Source organism: Candidatus Pelagibacter sp. RS40, from assembly GCF_002101295.1.
Classification (GTDB): Bacteria; Pseudomonadota; Alphaproteobacteria; order Pelagibacterales; family Pelagibacteraceae; genus Pelagibacter.
On record NZ_CP020778.1, the window covers coordinates 429,499 to 447,113 of the forward strand.

Here is a 17,615-nt window from a genome sequence, read left to right on the forward strand (position 1 = left end):
TATTATTGAATTTTCTCTAAAATAGAGCTTTCAATATCTGTAGAATTCCCATCATTTTGAACATTTTGGTTTTTACTCTCATCTATATTTAATAAATCTTTAACCTCATTGTTATCACTAAACATCTCAGTGGACACCTCTTGATTACCTGGTGTTGGAAGTTTGTCAAAATCAGGTGGCATTGCTAATGGATTCTTTTTTTCAACTAAAAATTCATCACTTTGATCCGATCTTTTTTTTCCTTGTAATGCTTCCGTTGCAGTTTGGCATGAATATAAAAATAGACTAAATAAAATCAATATAACTGATAGATTTTTATTTTTTTTCATTTGATGATTTATAATTTAACAATTCAGCCAAAATAAGACAAATGATTCCTAGCGTAATAAAGATATCTGCAACATTAAAAATGAACCAATGATAACCGTTGTAGTTTATATCAATAAAATCGGGCACTGCTTTATAATATAATCTATCAAAAAAATTGCCTAATGATCCACCTAATATAGTAAGTAAAAAATAAATCTTCAAACCTTCTTCTACAAAAATCAGATAAACTATAATTACGTTAATGAATAATATTATTAAGGTTATTAAATTATATGCTGTAGCATCATCAAATGAAAATAAACCAAATCCAATTCCTTTATTCCAAACTAAATATAAGCTTAGAAAGGAGTTAATATAAATGTCTACTTTATCTTTGTCCTCCAAGATATTTAGTATAAAAAGTTTACTAAACCTATCTAAAGCAAAAATTACTAAAACTATTAAAACATATATTAATAATTTTTTTACTAATGAATTATTCATTTAGGAGATTTGACAATTAATTCTCTCACATTTTTTTGATTTTATTTTCCAGCATAAAGAACATTTACTTCCTTCGGCTTTTTCTGTAACCACTTCAACTTCCCTGTCAGTATTCTGATCTTCAACTATTTTACTTTCTGAAGTAATACAAATTTCGGAAAAATTCTCATTTTTCGTTATATTGTATAAATCTTTATTTAATTTTATTAAAATTTTTGCCTCTAGACTGGAGCCTATTTCCTTGCTAGCTCTTTTTGTTTCGATACTAATATTAGCTTCATCTCTAATTTTTTTAATATTATCCCATTTATGTTCGATATTTTCATTAAACCAATTTGATGGAATTTTGATAAAATTTTCTAAGTGTATACTTTGCTTGTCGCTATTTTGATTTAAAAGTTTGAAAATTTCCTCTGTTGTAAAAGATAATATAGGAGCAAACCACTTTAACAAGCACTGCAGAATAATATTCAGAACTTTGATACAGTCAGATCTTTTATCAGAGTTAATTGGGTCACAGTACAATAAATCCTTCCTGATATCGAAATAAAATGCTGATAACTCAACTGTACAAAAATTTAATAATTCTTTGTAAAGTTGATGAAAGTTGTATGACTGAAAATTTTTATGAAAACTTTGGTTCACTTTAGCTAAACGATGAAGCATATACTTTTCTAGATCTGGTAAATTAACAATTTCTAAATTACTAAAATCGTATTCTTCATATTCATCATTTATATTTCCAAGTAAAAATCTAAAAGTATTTCTTATTTTACGGTATGACTCTGCATGTTGATCTAAAATTGAATAATCTATTCTTAGATCTTCTGCGTAATTAGATGAAGCAACCCAAATTCTTAAAATATCTGCCCCATATTTTTTTAAAATATCTTCAGGAGCTATAACATTTCCTTGCGATTTAGACATTTTTAGACCTTTTCCGTCTACTACAAATCCATGGGATAAAATGCTTTCAAAAGGAGCTTTGCCTCTCGTGCCACAAGATTCTAATAGTGATGAATGAAACCATCCTCGATGTTGATCAGATCCTTCTAGATACATAGATGCTGGCCATTTAAGGTCGGCTCTTTTCTCAAGAACAAAAGAGTGAGTAGACCCACTGTCAAACCATACTTCAACAATGTCACTTAGTTTATTAAAATCTTCAGCTTTATACTTGTTTCCCAATAATTTTTGATAATCATCTGAAAACCAACAATCCGAACCTTCCTTTTCGTAAATCTGTGCAATATTTTCAAAAACATCATCATCAATTAAGACCTTGCCATCTTTCTTTGATATAAAAATTGGTAAAGGCACTCCCCAAACTCTTTGTCTTGAAACACACCAATCAGGTCTGGTTTCTATCATTGACTTAATTCTTTCTTTTCCTTTACTTGGATAAAAAGTTGTTTCATCCAATGCTTTCAATGCTTTTGATCTTAATTCATGACTTTCCATCGATATAAACCATTGTGGGGTAGCACGGTGAACTAATGGAGCTTTTGATCTCCATGAATGTGGATACGAGTGATTTAATTTACCATTTGCAATAAGTTTTTTATGTTCTTTTAATTTTTCTATAATGACACTATTAGCTTTAAAAATATGTAGCCCTTCAAAATGCAAAATATTTTTTGTATATCTCCCATCATCATCAACTGTTTCAACAGCTTTAATATTATTATTTAGGCATAAATTAAAATCATCTGGACCATGACTTGGTGCACAATGTACAATTCCAGTTCCTTGTTCAGTCGTTACAAATCTCGCCTCTAACATGGGAATTTCATAATCATACCCAATCGAATAAAATGGATGACTACAAATTGTACCTTTGAATTCCTTTCCAGAAAATTCTTTAATAATTTTTGTGTTTTCAATATTAGTGTCTTTTTTGAAGGACTCTAAAAGATCTTTTGCAATTATAATTTTTTTTTCGTTATCAATCTCCAATAATAGATAAATTAAACTTTGATTGTAAGCTAAAGCTTTGTTTGCAGGTATGGTCCAAGGTGTGGTTGTCCATATAACAACATTTGATTTTTCTATCTCTTTAAAATTTGTTTTAACAACTGGAAATTCTACGTAAATTGTATCGGACACATGGTCCATATATTCAACTTCAGCATCTGCAAGAGCAGTTTTTTCTACTGTAGACCAAAGAACTGGTTTGTATCCCCTATATAAGCTCCCTTCTTTTAAAAATTTTCCAAGTTCTCTTACTATTTGAGCTTCGGCATCAAAGCTCATAGTAGAATAATAGTTTTCCCAATCGCCAATTACACCAAGCCTTTGAAATTGATCTTTATGAATTCCTATCCATTTGGTTGCAAAATCTCTACACTCTTTCCTAAATTCAATAATTGGAACATCGTTTTTGTTTTTTTTATTTTTTTTATATTGTTCCTCAATTTTCCATTCTATTGGCAATCCATGACAATCCCAACCTGGAACATATACAGAGTCTTTGCCATCCATCTGATGAAACTTTGTGATTATATCTTTTAGAATTTTATTCAAAGCTGTTCCCATATGAATATTTCCGTTTGCGTAAGGAGGTCCATCATGAAGAACAAATTTTTCTTTACCTTTGCTTTTTTGTCTTAATTTCTTGTACAAGCCAATCTTTTGCCAGTAATCTAAAATACCGGGTTCTCTTACTGGTAAGTTGGCTTTCATTGAAAAAGCCGTTTTTGGTAGATTTATATGTTCTTTGCTCATAGGATATTATTTTTTTGCAGATAAAATATCTTTATTAATCTGTTTCTTTAGTTGGTCTATATTTTTAAATTTTTTTTCACCTCTTATAAATTTTTTAAAATCTACTGATAGTTTTTTATTATAAAGATTTCCAGAAAAATTAAATAAATTTACCTCTAACAATATTTTTTTTTGATTAAAAGTTGGTCGAAAACCAAGATTTGCGATCCCTTTAAAAATTTTTTTGATTTTGTCTATTTTCACATTTACAGAGTAAACTCCAGGTTTAGCAATCACGTAATTTTTAATATCAATGTTACACGTCGGAAAACCTATTTTTCTTCCAAGCATTCTGCCTTTTTCAACTTTTCCTTCTACAGACCATTTTCTTGATAAAAATTTGTTTGCTATTTCTATTTTTCCACTTTCTAAATAATTTCTAATCAATGTTGATGAAACAATTTTATTTTTTTTAATTAAAGGTTTTGGTTTAATAAGATTATATTTAAACTTTTTTTGAAATTTTTTTAAAAGAATAACATCACCCTTACGTTTATATCCAAATTTAAAATTATTGCTTACAAAGAGAAACTTTGATTTTAACTTTTTGTATAAATATTTTTCTATGAAAGAATTACATTCTATTTTTGAAAATGTTTTATCAAATTTTTTGTTAATTATAAAATCAACTTTATATTTATCAAAGTATGTTATCTTTTGGTTAAAATTTGAAATCCTATAATTTTTTATTTCTTTATTAAAAAACATCTTTGGAATAGGATCAAAAGTAACTACTCCAAGATTTAGTTTAAATTTTTTTTTATACCTCAGAGCTTCATTAAATAATTTTTGATGACCTAAGTGCAGTCCATCAAAGTTACCAATTAATATAATTGCGTTTTGATGTTGTTTTCTAACATTAAAATTTTTATATATTTTTACTCTCACCATTTTAGTTCTGTTTGAATATAATTAATTTTAACATTGTAAGATTTAGCTAAATTTTCTATTTTGTTATCAGAAATTTCATTTCTATGAATGCCCCCTGTAATTAGCAAAGCATCAAAATTTTGAACATTGGCACCTTTAATATCTGTGTTAAGATTATCACCTATACATAGAACTTTTTTATCTCCAGTTTCGGCAGATAACTCATAAACAGGGGGGTATGGTTTGCCAAAATATATAACTTCTCCTTTTAAATTTTCAAAAACTTTTGCTACCGATCCTGCACAATATTCTCTTACATTTCCCTTATCGACTATTAAATCTGGGTTTGTACATATCATCTTTTTTTTTAAATGTTCTTTGAGAAGTATTTTATAATAATCTAAATCTTTGTTATAATTATCAAATAAACCTGTGCAAAGAATATAATCTGCTAAATCTATATTTGTTTCTTTTAAATTTTTAAAAGATGAAAATAAATCATAATCTCTTGGGGGTCCTATGTGGAAAAATTTTTTGTTTTTAAGATCGCTTTTTAAATATTTTAAAGCGGCTTCACCTGAAGTGAAAACATTTTCAAAATTTTCTTTTAGACCCATTTTTTTTAAAAATTTTATTACAGGTTCATTAGGTCTTGGTGCGTTTGTTAAAAGCACATATTCTTTTTTATTTTCTTTTAGATGTCTCAAGGTTTCTACGGCTGAAAAATTAAGCTTCAAACCATTATGTATCACTCCCCATATATCGATATAAAAAAGATCGTAATCAAATGCGATTTTACTAAGCCCTTCTGTATCAAGGTTTGTTATCATGATTGAGATATAGCCTAAAAATCTAATTAATTCTTTGCTTTTTTGGTTCCATAAATTTCTCCAGGGATCTTGAAATACTCATTATTGACCTCTATATGAATGCTAATTTAAAGGAGTTTATATGAAGTTCAAACCGTTACACGATAGAGTGTTAATCGAAGTATTAGATAGCAGCGAAAAAACTGCTGGTGGAATAATTATCCCTGACACAGCCCAAGAAAAACCGCAAGAGGGTAAAGTAGTTGCAGTTGGTGGTGGTGCTAAAACAGAGGATGGAAAAATAATCCCTATGGATGTTAAAGTTGGCGACAAAGTTCTTTTTGGAAAGTGGTCTGGAACTGAAGTCAAAATAGATGGTAAAGAATACAGCATAATGAAAGAATCTGACATTATGGGTATTTCATCAGGAAAATAATAATTAATTAAGGAGAGTTTATAATGGCAAAAATAGTTAAATTCGACTCAGAAGCAAGAACAGCAATGCTTAGAGGAGTTGATATACTTGCAAATACTGTGAAAGTTACTCTTGGACCAAAAGGAAGAAATGTTGTTATAGACAAATCTTATGGTGCTCCAAGAACTACTAAAGATGGTGTATCAGTTGCAAAAGAAATTGAGCTTGAGGACAAGTTTGAGAACATGGGTGCTCAAATGGTTAAAGAGGTTGCGAGCAAAACAAATGATGAAGCGGGAGATGGTACAACGACTGCAACAATTCTAGCACAGGCGATTGTTAAAGAAGGTTGTAAATACGTAACTGCGGGCATGAACCCAATGGACGTAAAAAGAGGTATCGATGCTGCTGTAGATTCTGTTAAAGAAAAATTAATATCATCAGCAAAAAAAGTTAAAGATAGTGATGAGATTGCACAGGTAGGAACAATTTCTGCAAATGGCGACAAAGAAATCGGAAACATGATTTCAAAAGCAATGCAGAAAGTTGGTAATGAAGGTGTAATCACCGTCGAGGAAGCAAAAGGTATAGACACTGAATTAGATGTTGTTGAAGGTATGCAGTTTGACAGAGGATATCTATCACCTTATTTTATTACAAATGGTGATAAAATGACAACAGAATTGGAAAACCCTTTAATTCTTTTGCATGAAAAAAAATTAACCAACTTACAACCAATGGTTCCGCTTTTAGAAGCTGTAGTTCAAGCTGGAAGACCGCTAATGATAATTTCTGAAGATGTTGAGGGTGAAGCCTTGGCAACTTTAGTAGTTAACAAATTGAGAGGTGGTTTAAAAGTTGTGGCTGTTAAAGCTCCAGGTTTTGGAGATAGAAGAAAAGCAATGCTTGAAGATATTGCTATTCTAACAGGTGGACAAGTTATTTCTGAGGATCTTGGAATTAAACTTGAAAACGTAAAATTAAATGATCTTGGATCTGCTAAAAGAGTAAAAGTGGATAAAGAGAATAGTACTATTGTAAGTGGAGCAGGTAAAAAATCCGATATCGAGGCAAGATGTGCTCAAATCAAACAACAAGTTGAGGAAACAACTTCTGATTATGATAGAGAAAAACTTCAAGAAAGATTAGCTAAGTTAGCAGGTGGAGTTGCAGTGATCAAAGTTGGTGGTGCAACTGAAGTTGAAGTTAAAGAAAGAAAAGACAGAGTGGAAGATGCACTTAATGCAACAAGAGCTGCTGTAGAAGAAGGTATAGTAGTTGGTGGTGGATGTGCATTACTTTATGCATCTCAAGACCTTGATAAAGTTAAAGTTAAGGGTGATGACCAGAAAGCTGGTGTTGAAATTGTAAAAAGTGCTTTACAAGCTCCAATCAGACAAATCACTAAAAATGCAGGTGTTGATGGTTCTGTAGTAGTTGGAAAACTGCTTGAGACTAACAAATCTTCAAATGGTTATGATGCTCAATCTGAATCATACGTGGATATGTTTAAAGAGGGAATAATTGATCCTGTTAAAGTAGTAAGAACAGCTTTACAAGACGCAGCTTCTATATCTGGATTATTGGTTACAACTGAAGCAATGGTTGCTGATAAACCAGAAGAGAAAGATGCTTCTGCTGCTGGTATGCCTCCTGGAGGAATGGGCGGTATGGGCGGTATGGGTGGAATGGGTATGTAATTATCCTATTTGCTTAAAACAAAATTTAAAAAGGCCGTCCTTGTGATGGCCTTTTTTTTATCCACTTCATGGTGGATGAAAACTTAATCTAACAAATTTATGTAGTCTTTTTCTAATTAACCACATGCTACGAATCTATATTTATACTCAAGTTGTATCCATCACTTAGTAATTGAGAAAAAATGCTTTGTAATATTGTGTTTTTAGATGTTTTAAAAAAATATTTTTTATATATAACGGCGCTCAAATGACAACTGAAATTAGAAACATAACCATTATCGCTCACGTCGATCACGGTAAAACAACCTTAATCGACAATCTGATGAAACAAAGCGGATCTTTTAGAGAAAATGAAGTTGTAGATGAAAGATTAATGGATTCCGGTGAACTTGAAAAAGAGAGAGGAATTACAATTTTAGCCAAACCAGCATCCATTAATTGGAATAATTCAAGAATAAACATAATTGACACTCCTGGACACAGAGATTTTGCAGCAGAAGTAGAGAGAGTTTTAAGTATGGCGGATGGAGCTTTGCTATTAATTGACTCGGCTGAGGGTGTGATGCCTCAAACTAAATTTGTTTTAGCAAAAGCACTTAAGCAAGGGCTAAAACCAATAGTGGTAATAAATAAATTAGATAAGCCAGATCAAAGAGCAAATGAAGTATTAGATGAAACTTTTGACTTATTTGTAAGTTTAGATGCAAATGAAGAACAATTAGATTTTCCAGTTATATATGCTAGTGGTAGATCGGGTTGGGCTAGTAAAGAAATTGATGGTCCTAGGGAAAACTTGCATCCATTATTAGATTTAGTAATTGAACATGTGCAACCAGCAAAATTTGATAAGACAAAACCTTTCGCGATGCTGTCTACCTTACTTTATGCTGATAGTTTCTTAGGTAGAAGTTTAGTTGGAAGAATATCTCAAGGTACAGCAAAAGCAAATCAACAAATTAAAGCAATAAATTTAGATGGTGAAAAAGTTGATGAGGGAAGATTAACTAAAATATTTAGATATGAAGGTACAAAAAAAGTTCCGATAGATATAGGTGAAGCTGGAGATATAGTCGTTGTAGCTGGTCTAGAAAAAGCAAATGTTGCGGATACTATTTGTGATCTAGATGTAGATAATCCAATTCAAGCTACTCCAATAGATCCACCAACAATGTCAATAAAGATTACTGTAAATAGTTCGCCACTCGCAGGTACCGAAGGTAAAAAATTAACAAGCACTCAGATCAGAGAAAGATTGATGGTTGAGGCTCAAAATAATGTTGGAATTACATTTTCCGAAAATGAAAACAAAGATGCATTTGAAATTAGTGGACGTGGTGAATTAATGTTAGAAATTCTTCTTACACAAATGCGAAGAGAAGGATTTGAACTAACCGTTAGCCCACCAAGAGTTTTATTCAAAAAAGATGATGATGGAAATAAATTAGAACCTTTTGAAGAAATAACCGTAGATTTAGACGAGGAATATTCATCAAAAATCATTGACTCTATGAATAGAAGAAAAGGAAAGTTGATAGATCTTAAGGATACAGGCAAAAATAAAAAGAGACTTATTTTCCATGCACCTACTCGAGGTCTGATGGGTTATACAAGTAGATTTTTAACTCTTACAAAAGGCACAGGCGTAATAAATAGAATTTTTCACTCATATAGTAAATTTGAAGGAGAGATGGAAGGTAGAAGAAATGGTGCTTTAATCTCTATGGAACAAGGTAAAGCTGTTGCCTTTGCAATATTTAATCTACAGGCAAGAGGTGAGATGTTCGTAACTCATAATGATCCTGTTTATTCAGGTATGATAGTTGGTTTAGCTCCAAAACCTGGAGATATGATAATTAATGTCATGAAGGGAAAAAAATTAACAAATATGAGAACACAAGGAACAGATGAAAATGTTGTCCTTACTCCAGTGAGAAAAATGTCAATTGCTGAGCAGTTAAGCATGTTGAACACTGATGAGGCTTTAGAGATAACTCCTAAATCATGTAGATTGAGAAAATCAATCCTAGATCCTCACGAGAGAAAAAGAATTGAAAAAGCAGCCTCTTTAGCTAACTAATTTTATTAACAAAGAATAAACCAAAGGCAACTGCAGGGCCTATCCCAAATGCAAATATTAATGTTCCAACACCAACAGTTCCACCTAAATACCATCCAATTAAGACAACTGAAATTTCTAGACAAGCTCTCACAAAGGCAATTGGTAAATTTGTAATTTTTGTCAATCCAGTCATCAAACCGTCTCTAGGTCCTGGTCCTAAGTTAGCAACCAAATATATTCCACTACCTAATCCAACTAACAATACAGAAACAATTGATAATAAATATTTAGAAAAAAAATTTGTTGGTGGATCAAACAAATATAAAGTTACATCAATCATTCCAGCAATAATGATAATATTCATAACTGTTCCTATTCCTGGCTTTTGTTTTAGAAAAATCCACAAAAATAAGACACTCACACTAACAATAAATGTAGCTACACCAATCGATATGTCCGTTTTTTTGGATATTCCTTCAGCAAATACTGACCACGGTGAATTACCAGTTGTTGATAAAACTAAAAGACCTTCTCCTAAACCAAACAAAACTAATCCCAAACAAAGAAAAAAAAATGTTGAAAATTTGGGTTTAAAATTTAAAGGTTTTTCTGAGCTCCAGGTTTTTATTGGAATTTTTTTAATAGTTAAAAACATTATCAATCAAAGATCTTATTGCATAACAGAATTTATGTATAAACAACAGAAAATAAGTTTATCTATATTCTCTTCTAATATCTTCTCACTTTAGTTAAATATTAATTTCTATTAAAATAATTTAATAAATTTTATGAATAAAATCATTTTAACTTTTTTCATTGCTTTAGGAATCTTATTTAAAATAAATGCGTATGCTCACACTGATCATTATAAAAATATTAAATCGATTGAAATGGAAATATTTAAAGACAATAAATATATAGGGTTTAGTAAATTTTTTTTTAATAAAACTCAAAAAAAATTTGAAGTAACAAATACCACAAACTTTGAAGTTAAACTCATGGGTATAACAGTTTTCTCAGTTATTAGTGAAGGTTTGGAAATTTACGAAAATGATCAACTAATTTATTTTAAATCAGATACAGTACAAAATGATAAAAAAAAATTTGTGGAAGTGTTCTTCGATGAAGAAAATAGAAATTTTAAAATTAATGGATCTTCGTATAAAGGAACTGGAAATTTAGAGAATATAATTGGTAATTGGTGGAATCATAGATTGTTACAATCAGACACTCAAATTAGTCCACTTTCTGGGAGTATCAAAAAACAATCAGTAGAATTTCTAAAAAAGGAAAAAATTAGACTTTATGAAAATGAAATTAATGTTGAAAAATTTAGACTTAAATCTACTGATGAAAGTCTTCCAAAAGATAAGAGACTAGATTTTGAAATTTGGTACGATAAAAAAAGAGCAATGATAGTTAAAATTCGATATAAAAGATTAGGTACTTGGGAGTACAGACTAAAAAAAGTTAATTAGTAATTTTTTTATATAAATCACTGGCGCTTATCCATCCATTTTCATAACGAGGGCCACCGAACCAATCACCACAAATCCCAACTTTTAATGATTTACTCCATAAAGATTGAATATTTAAGTTTTTTTTGTTTGCAGAATATTTCCAACCATGGATATTTGAGAAATATATTTTATTGATATTTATCTTGGATAGTTTTTTAAATCTATTGATCAAAAAATTCGTAAAATTTTTTTTATTATTTCTATAATTTAAAATATTTCTATTAGCCCATTTAAATGTGCTTTGAATTGTCCAAAGATCGTATTTGTACTTAAACCTTTTTTTGCTATTTTCTTTAGCTGCCCACCCTATTACTTCATCATTAAATAAGAAACTTGAAAAATTATTTTTAATTTTATTTGTTACAGTCATAACTGTGATATTTGCCTCCATTTTTACTTTTTTATTCTTGAAAAAATTAGGAAGAAATTTTTTTAATAGTTTTTTTGATTGTGCAAAAGGAATTGATATTATTAATATTTCATAATATTTAACATCACCATTTAAAAAACTTAATTTCCAATTTTTTCTTATCCTCTCAATTTTAGATAGCTCATATCCAAAAATACAATTTATATTTTTTAATAAATATTTTGATATTGCATTATTTCCTTTTACTCCAATAAGTTTGGTATGTTTTTTATTCTCTAAAACTTTACTGTGATCAAAATTATGTGGACCCTGCCATTTTTTTAAAACTCTTTTTTTTTGTAATCCAGAACAAAATTTTTTAAATTTGCTCGTTTTTGGAGAGATATATTGTAGCCCGTGATCAAAACCTAATTTGTTTAGATACCTTCTATGAGAGCTTCTGCCGCCAATTCCTTTTGCTTTTTCATAAACATCGACTTTATATTTTTTAGATAACAAATTAGCAATTGTTGAACCAGAAATCCCACTACCAATTACGCAAATACTTTTCACCTTCCAGCTACAATCATACCCTCAACTAAAAGAGTTGGTGCATTAGTAGAGTATTTAAATTCTAGATCATTAGCCAAAGTAATATTTTTAAATATGTCCTTAAAATTTCCTGCAATTGTAATTTCACTTACAGGATATATAAATTCACCATTTTCAACCATAAAACCATTTGCTCCAACAGAATAATCTCCAGTTACAAGGTTTGTGCCATGTCCAATTGTTTCTGTAATGTATAAATTTTTTTTACTAGATTTAAGTAGTGTTTCAAGAGGCATACTCCCATTTTCAAAATATAAGTTACTTGTACCACCGCATCTACCATTTGATTTCAAATTTAATTTTTTTCCGTAATAAGTATCTACTAAATAACTTTTTAATACACCGTTTTCGATTAATTTAAGATTGTTAGTTTCTACTCCTTCGCTATCGAAATTTTTAGAGCCAAGTCCTTTTTTTATTTTTGGATCATCTATAACATTTAGAGATTTAGGAAAAATTTCTTCACCAATTTTATTCTTTAAAAATGAGGTTCCTCTTGAAATAGCCCCTGCAGATATTGCGCTTGATAAAACATTCAAAATACCTTTCGAAATTTTTTTATCAAATACAATACCTATTTTCTCACTTTTTATTTTCTTAGGATCTAATTTTTTTATCGTATTTGCTGCAGCACATTCACCTATATTTTTAGGGTTAATTAAATCAGAAAAATGTCTTTTAGTAGTAAAGTCATAATCTCTCTCCATTTGGCTATCTTTTTTAGCAACCGCTACACAACTAATATTAAAGTTTGAAGTTTTATATCCATTTATAAAACCATTGCTATTGGCTAAAACAAAATTTGACTTATTTTCAGTAAAGTCTGTTTCAGTGTTAATAATTTTAGTTTCTTTAGATGCAGCTTCCTCGGCTTCTTTTAAAATGTCTATTTTTTTATTATTTGGAACATGAAATTCATCATAAAGATCCAAACTTTCAAAATTTTTTGCCATTAATTCCTTGTCAGGTAATGAATTAAATTCGTCATCAGGAGTTATTTTTGCTGTCTCAATGCATCTTTCTGTAAGTATTTTAATATTATCTTTTGATAAATTTGAGGATGAGATAGTTGATTTTTTTTTGTCTATATAAGTCGTAATGCCTATAGCAAAACTATCAGATCTGTTTGATTCATCTAATTGTTTATTTCTTAAATTTACTGTTTCTGAGATGGAATGAACAACTTCAACATTTACATCTGTGGCACCGAGCTTTTTTGAATACTCAATTGTTTGACTTGCAATATTATTTAAATACTCTTGATCTTTGACCATTTGTTAAAGTTGTGTTCCACCGACTGTCATTTTATTTATTAAAATAGATGGTTGAGCGACTCCTACAGGAACACCTTGTCCAGCTTTTCCACATGTGCCAATTCCAGGATCTAGTTTCATATCGTTCCCAACCATTGAAACTTCTTTTAAAATTGATGGACCGTCACCAATTAATGTAGCGCCTTTGATTGGAGAGCCTATTTTTCCATTATTAATTTCATAAGCTTCAGTGCAATTAAAAACAAATTTTCCTGAGGTAATATCGACTTGTCCTCCTCCAAAACTCACTGCAAATATACCTTTATCAACTGATCTTATCATTTCATCTTGTGAATATTTTCCACTTAACATCATTGTATTTCTCATTCTTGGTAATACGACATGTTTATAACTTTCTCTTCGACCACTACCTGTAGATTTCGTATTCATAAGTCTTGCATTAAGCCTATCTTGCATAAAGTTTTTAAGTATTCCGTTTTCAATTAACACAGTATTCTCTGTTGGTGTGCCTTCATCATCAATGGTTAGACTTCCTCTTCGAAGATTTAAAGTACCATCATCTACTATTGTTACTCCCTCACTAGCAACTCTTTGGCCCATCAAATTATGAAATGCTGAAGTTTTCTTTCTGTTAAAATCTCCCTCTAAACCATGTCCAATTGCTTCATGAATTAGTATCGCTGGCCAACCTGGTCCTAAAACGACTTTCATTTCTCCAGCAGGAGCTGGTTTGCTTTTAAGATTTACATCAGCAATTCTAAAAGCTTCGTCACAAACATGTTTCCAATTTTCATTTTTTAAATATTCATCATAGGACTGTCTTCCACCTATGCCATAAACACCAGTTTCTTTTTTTCCATTTTTTTCTAATACGACTGAAACATTAAATCTAACCAACGGTCTTACATCTTTTAAAACCTCAGAATTTGATCGTATAATTTCGATTTCCTTGTGTTCGCCTAAAAAGCTGGCTGTTACTTGGCTAACAATATCGCCTTTGGATCTAATGTAATTATTTACCTCATTTAAAATTTTTATTTTTGAATTTTGTGATTTTTCCTCAATTGGATTTAGATCTTCATAATATTTTTTATTTGATTTGAGAATTTCATGATTGTAGGTACCCTTTTTCGATTTAAGTGTATCTTTAAGATTTTCACTTGATTTTAAAATAGAGTCTTTTGAAATATCATTAGAATGAGAATAAGCTACAACTTCTCCTGTAATTGCCCTAAAACCATAGCCTAAGTCAGAGCTATAGCTTGAATTTTTAATTTTGTTATCGTCTAATAAGATTGATTCTGATTTCGAATTTTCTAGGTATAACTCCCCGTCATCACAATTATTTAGTGTATCTGATACTATACTCTCTGCTTTAGTGTTATCTAAATCGCTATTTTTGAAGAAATTTGACATTGAGTTAATGTAGTTGCCATAATTAATATTTCAACAGTCGTTTTATCACATTAAGAAAAATTAAAAAAATCATTATAAATTTAATTGATGAAAGTTTATTTTAATAATTCTTGTAGTATTTGTAGAGCAGAAATTAACCTTTATAAAAAAGAAAATATTAGTGAGTTAAACTGGATAGATATAACTAAAAATAAAGAAGCAGAAGATGAAACAAATAAATCTGATAAAGAGCTTTTAAGAAGGTTACATGTAGAAAAAGAAGGAAGAATTTATGTTGGCGTTGATGCTTTCTTATTAGTCTGGAAAGAAATCCCAAAATACAAAATTTTATACAAATTTTTTAAATTACCAATTGTTTACCATTTTTTTTATATAGGTTATGAAATTGTTGCTTTTTTCTTATATTTAAAAAATAGAAAACAACTAAAAAACTAACCAGTTATTTTTATAAGTATGTCGCCCATTAATGACATAAAAAAGATAAATGCTAAAAAAACAATAAAGTACATAGTTGTAATTACACTGTTTCTTTTCCGTCTCAATAGAACAAACTCCCTATCATCTAAAATTGAAATATCCCTCTCGCCTAACACATGATGGTCATAACTATATCTCCAAATGGACTCGCCAAATCTTTTATCTAATTTGTTAAAGTATCTAATCCATGAAGCTACCCAACTGAATAGTAAAAAAAGTATAAATAAGATCAAAGAAGTTGTTAACATTTTAAAATTTATTATATAATTTTAAAATATTTATGTCTATTTGGGGAAGTTTAATAGGTGGAATGATTGGTTTTTCACTAGGAGGACCTTTTGGTATGCTGTTAGGTTCCTTGATCGGTGGAAAGATATCTAGAGCAAAAGGCTCAGTAAATAATTCTTTTGCACAACCACAACAAATCTTTGCACTGTCTTTGATTGTTCTCTCTGCAAAATTAAGTAAGGCAGATGGACAAGTTAGTAAAGAAGAGTTAATTGCAGTTAAAGATAAACTTAAAATTCCTGAAAATGAAATAGATCACGTTGGAAAAATTTTTAATAAAGCAAAAAATGAATCTACTGGGTATAAGCCATATGCAGAACAAATTGCTCAAATTTATAGAGGAAATTTAAACGTACTTGAAGAGGTTATAAATATTTTATTCTACATAGCTGAAGCTGACGGTAACATAAGTCAAGCCGAGTTGGTTATGATAGAAGATATTGCAAGAATATTTGGCCTCAGTGAAAGTCAATTTAATAGTTTGAAGGAAAGCAGAAAGTCATCTGATAAGCTAAACCCTTATATAGTGCTTGAAAGTAATCCTGATGATAGCCTAACGGAAATAAGAAAAAGATATATTAAACTAAGTAAAGAACACCATCCTGATTTGCTTTTAAGCAAAGGTGTTCCTCCTGAAGTTATAGAAGAAAGTAAAAAGAAAATGAGATCTATAAATTCTGCTTGGGACCAAGTTCAAAAATTAAAAAACTAATTTCTAAAACTGCTCAGATTCTGTTGAGCCTTCCATTGCTGTTGTTGAGCTTTTTCCAGAACTTATTGTGTTAGATACTGCATCAAAATATGATGTTCCTACTTCTCTTTGATGTTTAACGCTAGTATAACCATCTTTTTCTCTAGCAAACTCATGCTCTTGAATTTCGGAATAAGCGCTCATCCCTTTTGATTTATATTTTTCTGCAAGCTCAAATATTGCAATATTCTGAGTATGAAAACCTGCTAAAGTTATGAATTGAAATTTATAACCCATTTTTCCAATTTCTTGTTGGAAAGATGCAATTTCATCATCTGACAAATGTTTTTTCCAATTAAATGATGGTGAACAGTTGTAGGCTAATAATTTACCTGGAAATTTTTCGTGAATAGCGTCAGCAAATTTTTTTGCTTCTTTTAAATTTGGCGTTGCTGTTTCACACCAAATAAGATCTGCATATGGCGCATAAGCTAGACCTCTAGAAATAGCTTGCTCAATTCCATCCTTTACGTAATAAAAACCTTCAGGTGATCTCTCGCCTGTTAAAAATGGTTTATCATTTTCATCAAAATCATTTGTAATTAATTTAGCAGCATTGGCATCTGTTCTTGCAAGTATAATGAGAGGAACATCAGCAATATCAGCTGCCAACCTCGCTGCTTTCAGGTTTCTAACCATTGTGCCAGTTGGAACTAAAACTTTACCACCCATATGACCACATTTTTTTTCACTAGCTAGCTGATCTTCAAAATGAACACCAGCCGCACCTGCCTTAATGAATTTTTTTGTTAATTCAAATACGTTTAATGGACCGCCAAATCCTGCTTCTCCATCAGCAATTATTGGCAACATATAATCAATAGAATTTTCTTTTTTCATATCTCCGTCTGACAACTCCATATGCTGAATTTGATCAGCTCTGATCAATGAGTTATTCATTGCTTCAACAAGTTTTGGTGCACTATCATAGGGATAAAGAGATTGGTCTGGATACATCTCTCCAGCGCTATTTGCGTCTGCTGCAACCTGCCATCCACTTAAGTAAATTGCTTTTAATCCTGCCTTTGCATGCTGAACGGCCTGATTTCCTGATAGCGAGCCTAATGTATTTACATATTTTTCAGTATTAAGTAATTTCCAGAGTTTTTGTGACTGGTTTTTACAGAGAGAGTATTCAATTTTGAGCGATCCTTTTAATCTTTCTACTTCTTCTGGAGTATAATCTCTTTTAATGCCTGCAAATCTTTTTAAATCGTAAGAAACATTTTCTGCGCTCATTTTTTCCTGTTCTGTAAAGGTTTTTTATTTTTGAAATTGAATAAAAGTAAAAAGATCTAATTGTTTTCGTTAAGAGGCTTTATTAACTGATCTAATCCACTTGAACCCCAATCACAATGGTCGTCTCTCATATAAACTCCCCGGCTGTTGTGTTGGTCTAAATCTTCTTTACTGATAATTTGTGCTTCAATTTCGTTGTTTTTAATTTTGTCTTTATCCATGTAAATCTTATAATTTACAATATTTACAAATTCCATAAA

General features: G+C 30.3%; 18 protein-coding genes. 6 read left to right on the forward strand and 12 right to left on the reverse strand.

Translation table 11 applies throughout. The features are described from left to right. Positions 1-2: 2 nt before the first annotated feature. From B8063_RS02310 to B8063_RS02330, 5 genes are read right to left on the reverse strand one after another with little or no spacing between them, the layout of a single operon-like run. Positions 3-329: a DUF3035 domain-containing protein gene (locus B8063_RS02310; RefSeq protein ID WP_085069063.1), complete on the reverse strand. Its 327-nt coding sequence runs from the start codon at positions 327-329 to the stop codon at positions 3-5. Further along, on the reverse strand, positions 316-813 hold the full coding sequence (gene lspA / locus B8063_RS02315; RefSeq protein ID WP_075521698.1) for a signal peptidase II: 498 nt from the start codon (positions 811-813) through the stop codon (positions 316-318). The genes B8063_RS02310 and lspA overlap by 14 nt, the downstream gene beginning before the upstream one ends. Beyond that, positions 814-3,537, reverse strand: a complete 2,724-nt coding sequence (gene ileS, locus B8063_RS02320; protein ID WP_085069065.1) for an isoleucine--tRNA ligase — start codon at positions 3,535-3,537, stop codon at positions 814-816. A gap of 6 nt (positions 3,538-3,543) precedes the next feature. Further along, positions 3,544-4,467 (reverse strand): bifunctional riboflavin kinase/FAD synthetase, encoded by a 924-nt coding sequence (locus B8063_RS02325; protein WP_085069067.1) that lies wholly within the window; start codon positions 4,465-4,467, stop codon positions 3,544-3,546. Further along, positions 4,461-5,276, reverse strand: a complete 816-nt coding sequence (locus tag B8063_RS02330) for a TIGR01459 family HAD-type hydrolase (RefSeq protein WP_085069069.1) — start codon at positions 5,274-5,276, stop codon at positions 4,461-4,463. Before B8063_RS02330 ends, B8063_RS02325 begins: the two co-directional genes overlap by 7 nt. Before the next feature lie 121 nt (positions 5,277-5,397). On the opposite strand from B8063_RS02330, the gene groES reads away from it, so the two are divergent. From groES to typA, 3 genes are all read left to right on the forward strand, one after another. Further along, positions 5,398-5,691 carry a co-chaperone GroES gene (groES, locus tag B8063_RS02335; RefSeq protein ID WP_075521702.1) on the forward strand — a complete coding sequence of 98 codons (294 nt, stop codon included), beginning with the start codon at positions 5,398-5,400 and terminating at the stop codon, positions 5,689-5,691. A 23-nt stretch (positions 5,692-5,714) separates the two neighbouring features. After that, positions 5,715-7,370, forward strand: coding sequence for a chaperonin GroEL (groL, locus tag B8063_RS02340; protein WP_075521703.1), 1,656 nt, complete (start codon positions 5,715-5,717; stop codon positions 7,368-7,370). A gap of 247 nt (positions 7,371-7,617) precedes the next feature. After that, positions 7,618-9,447: a translational GTPase TypA gene (gene typA, locus B8063_RS02345; protein WP_085069071.1), complete on the forward strand. Its 1,830-nt coding sequence runs from the start codon at positions 7,618-7,620 to the stop codon at positions 9,445-9,447. On the opposite strand, the gene yczE is transcribed toward typA, so the two are convergent. Further along, the gene (gene yczE / locus B8063_RS02350) at positions 9,440-10,084 is read right to left on the reverse strand and encodes a membrane protein YczE (protein ID WP_085069073.1); all 645 of its coding nucleotides are present in this window, start codon (positions 10,082-10,084) and stop codon (positions 9,440-9,442) included. The genes typA and yczE overlap by 8 nt on opposite strands. 133 nt (positions 10,085-10,217) lie before the next feature. Here yczE and B8063_RS02355 point away from each other — a divergent pair, with 133 nt between their 5' ends. Further along, entirely contained in the window at positions 10,218-10,907 is a 690-nt protein-coding gene (locus B8063_RS02355) for a DUF6134 family protein (RefSeq protein ID WP_085069075.1), read from the forward strand. On the opposite strand, the gene B8063_RS02360 is transcribed toward B8063_RS02355, so the two are convergent. Genes B8063_RS02360 through B8063_RS02370 form a run of 3 tightly spaced genes read right to left on the reverse strand, consistent with a single transcriptional unit; the run spans position 10,900 to position 14,600 of the window. Next, positions 10,900-11,871 carry an NAD(P)-binding protein gene (locus tag B8063_RS02360; RefSeq protein WP_085069077.1) on the reverse strand — a complete coding sequence of 324 codons (972 nt, stop codon included), beginning with the start codon at positions 11,869-11,871 and terminating at the stop codon, positions 10,900-10,902. The genes B8063_RS02355 and B8063_RS02360 overlap by 8 nt on opposite strands. Beyond that, entirely contained in the window at positions 11,868-13,184 is a 1,317-nt protein-coding gene (locus tag B8063_RS02365; RefSeq protein WP_085069079.1) for a TldD/PmbA family protein, read from the reverse strand. The genes B8063_RS02360 and B8063_RS02365 overlap by 4 nt, the downstream gene beginning before the upstream one ends. 3 nt (positions 13,185-13,187) lie before the next feature. After that, on the reverse strand, positions 13,188-14,600 hold the full coding sequence (locus B8063_RS02370) for a metallopeptidase TldD-related protein (protein ID WP_085069081.1): 1,413 nt from the start codon (positions 14,598-14,600) through the stop codon (positions 13,188-13,190). An 87-nt stretch (positions 14,601-14,687) separates the two neighbouring features. Here B8063_RS02370 and B8063_RS02375 point away from each other — a divergent pair, with 87 nt between their 5' ends. Continuing rightward, complete coding sequence (locus tag B8063_RS02375) at positions 14,688-15,035, forward strand: thiol-disulfide oxidoreductase DCC family protein (protein WP_075521710.1); 348 nt, start codon at positions 14,688-14,690, stop codon at positions 15,033-15,035. On the opposite strand, the gene B8063_RS02380 is transcribed toward B8063_RS02375, so the two are convergent. Then, positions 15,032-15,325 carry a hypothetical protein gene (locus tag B8063_RS02380; protein ID WP_075521711.1) on the reverse strand — a complete coding sequence of 98 codons (294 nt, stop codon included), beginning with the start codon at positions 15,323-15,325 and terminating at the stop codon, positions 15,032-15,034. The two genes, B8063_RS02375 and B8063_RS02380, sit on opposite strands and share 4 nt — an antisense overlap. A 32-nt stretch (positions 15,326-15,357) precedes the next feature. On the opposite strand from B8063_RS02380, the gene B8063_RS02385 reads away from it, so the two are divergent. Continuing rightward, the gene (locus tag B8063_RS02385; protein ID WP_085069083.1) at positions 15,358-16,077 is read left to right on the forward strand and encodes a TerB family tellurite resistance protein; all 720 of its coding nucleotides are present in this window, start codon (positions 15,358-15,360) and stop codon (positions 16,075-16,077) included. A gap of 3 nt (positions 16,078-16,080) precedes the next feature. Here B8063_RS02385 and aceA read toward each other — a convergent pair whose 3' ends face one another. Both aceA and B8063_RS02395 read right to left on the reverse strand, forming a co-directional pair. Next, a complete protein-coding gene (gene aceA, locus B8063_RS02390) occupies positions 16,081-17,355 on the reverse strand; it encodes an isocitrate lyase (RefSeq protein ID WP_085069085.1) in 1,275 nt (424 codons plus the stop codon). A gap of 56 nt (positions 17,356-17,411) precedes the next feature. Then, a complete protein-coding gene (locus tag B8063_RS02395) occupies positions 17,412-17,612 on the reverse strand; it encodes a hypothetical protein (RefSeq protein WP_085069087.1) in 201 nt (66 codons plus the stop codon). Between the last annotated feature and the right edge of the window lie 3 nt (positions 17,613-17,615).

Bases quoted from the DNA above. Each gene is read 5' to 3' on its own strand.
- B8063_RS02310 (WP_085069063.1), bottom strand. From the start codon at position 329: ATGAAAAAAAATAAAAATCTATCAGTTATATTGATTTTATTTAGTCTA.
- lspA (WP_075521698.1), bottom strand. From the start codon at position 813: ATGAATAATTCATTAGTAAAAAAATTATTAATATATGTTTTAATAGTT.
- ileS (WP_085069065.1), bottom strand. From the start codon at position 3,537: ATGAGCAAAGAACATATAAATCTACCAAAAACGGCTTTTTCAATGAAA.
- B8063_RS02325 (WP_085069067.1), bottom strand. From the start codon at position 4,467: ATGGTGAGAGTAAAAATATATAAAAATTTTAATGTTAGAAAACAACAT.
- B8063_RS02330 (WP_085069069.1), bottom strand. From the start codon at position 5,276: ATGATAACAAACCTTGATACAGAAGGGCTTAGTAAAATCGCATTTGAT.
- groES (WP_075521702.1), top strand. From the start codon at position 5,398: ATGAAGTTCAAACCGTTACACGATAGAGTGTTAATCGAAGTATTAGAT.
- groL (WP_075521703.1), top strand. From the start codon at position 5,715: ATGGCAAAAATAGTTAAATTCGACTCAGAAGCAAGAACAGCAATGCTT.
- typA (WP_085069071.1), top strand. From the start codon at position 7,618: ATGACAACTGAAATTAGAAACATAACCATTATCGCTCACGTCGATCAC.
- yczE (WP_085069073.1), bottom strand. From the start codon at position 10,084: ATGTTTTTAACTATTAAAAAAATTCCAATAAAAACCTGGAGCTCAGAA.
- B8063_RS02355 (WP_085069075.1), top strand. From the start codon at position 10,218: ATGAATAAAATCATTTTAACTTTTTTCATTGCTTTAGGAATCTTATTT.
- B8063_RS02365 (WP_085069079.1), bottom strand. From the start codon at position 13,184: ATGGTCAAAGATCAAGAGTATTTAAATAATATTGCAAGTCAAACAATT.
- B8063_RS02370 (WP_085069081.1), bottom strand. From the start codon at position 14,600: ATGTCAAATTTCTTCAAAAATAGCGATTTAGATAACACTAAAGCAGAG.
- B8063_RS02375 (WP_075521710.1), top strand. From the start codon at position 14,688: ATGAAAGTTTATTTTAATAATTCTTGTAGTATTTGTAGAGCAGAAATT.
- B8063_RS02380 (WP_075521711.1), bottom strand. From the start codon at position 15,325: ATGTTAACAACTTCTTTGATCTTATTTATACTTTTTTTACTATTCAGT.
- B8063_RS02385 (WP_085069083.1), top strand. From the start codon at position 15,358: ATGTCTATTTGGGGAAGTTTAATAGGTGGAATGATTGGTTTTTCACTA.
- aceA (WP_085069085.1), bottom strand. From the start codon at position 17,355: ATGAGCGCAGAAAATGTTTCTTACGATTTAAAAAGATTTGCAGGCATT.
- B8063_RS02395 (WP_085069087.1), bottom strand. From the start codon at position 17,612: ATGGAATTTGTAAATATTGTAAATTATAAGATTTACATGGATAAAGAC.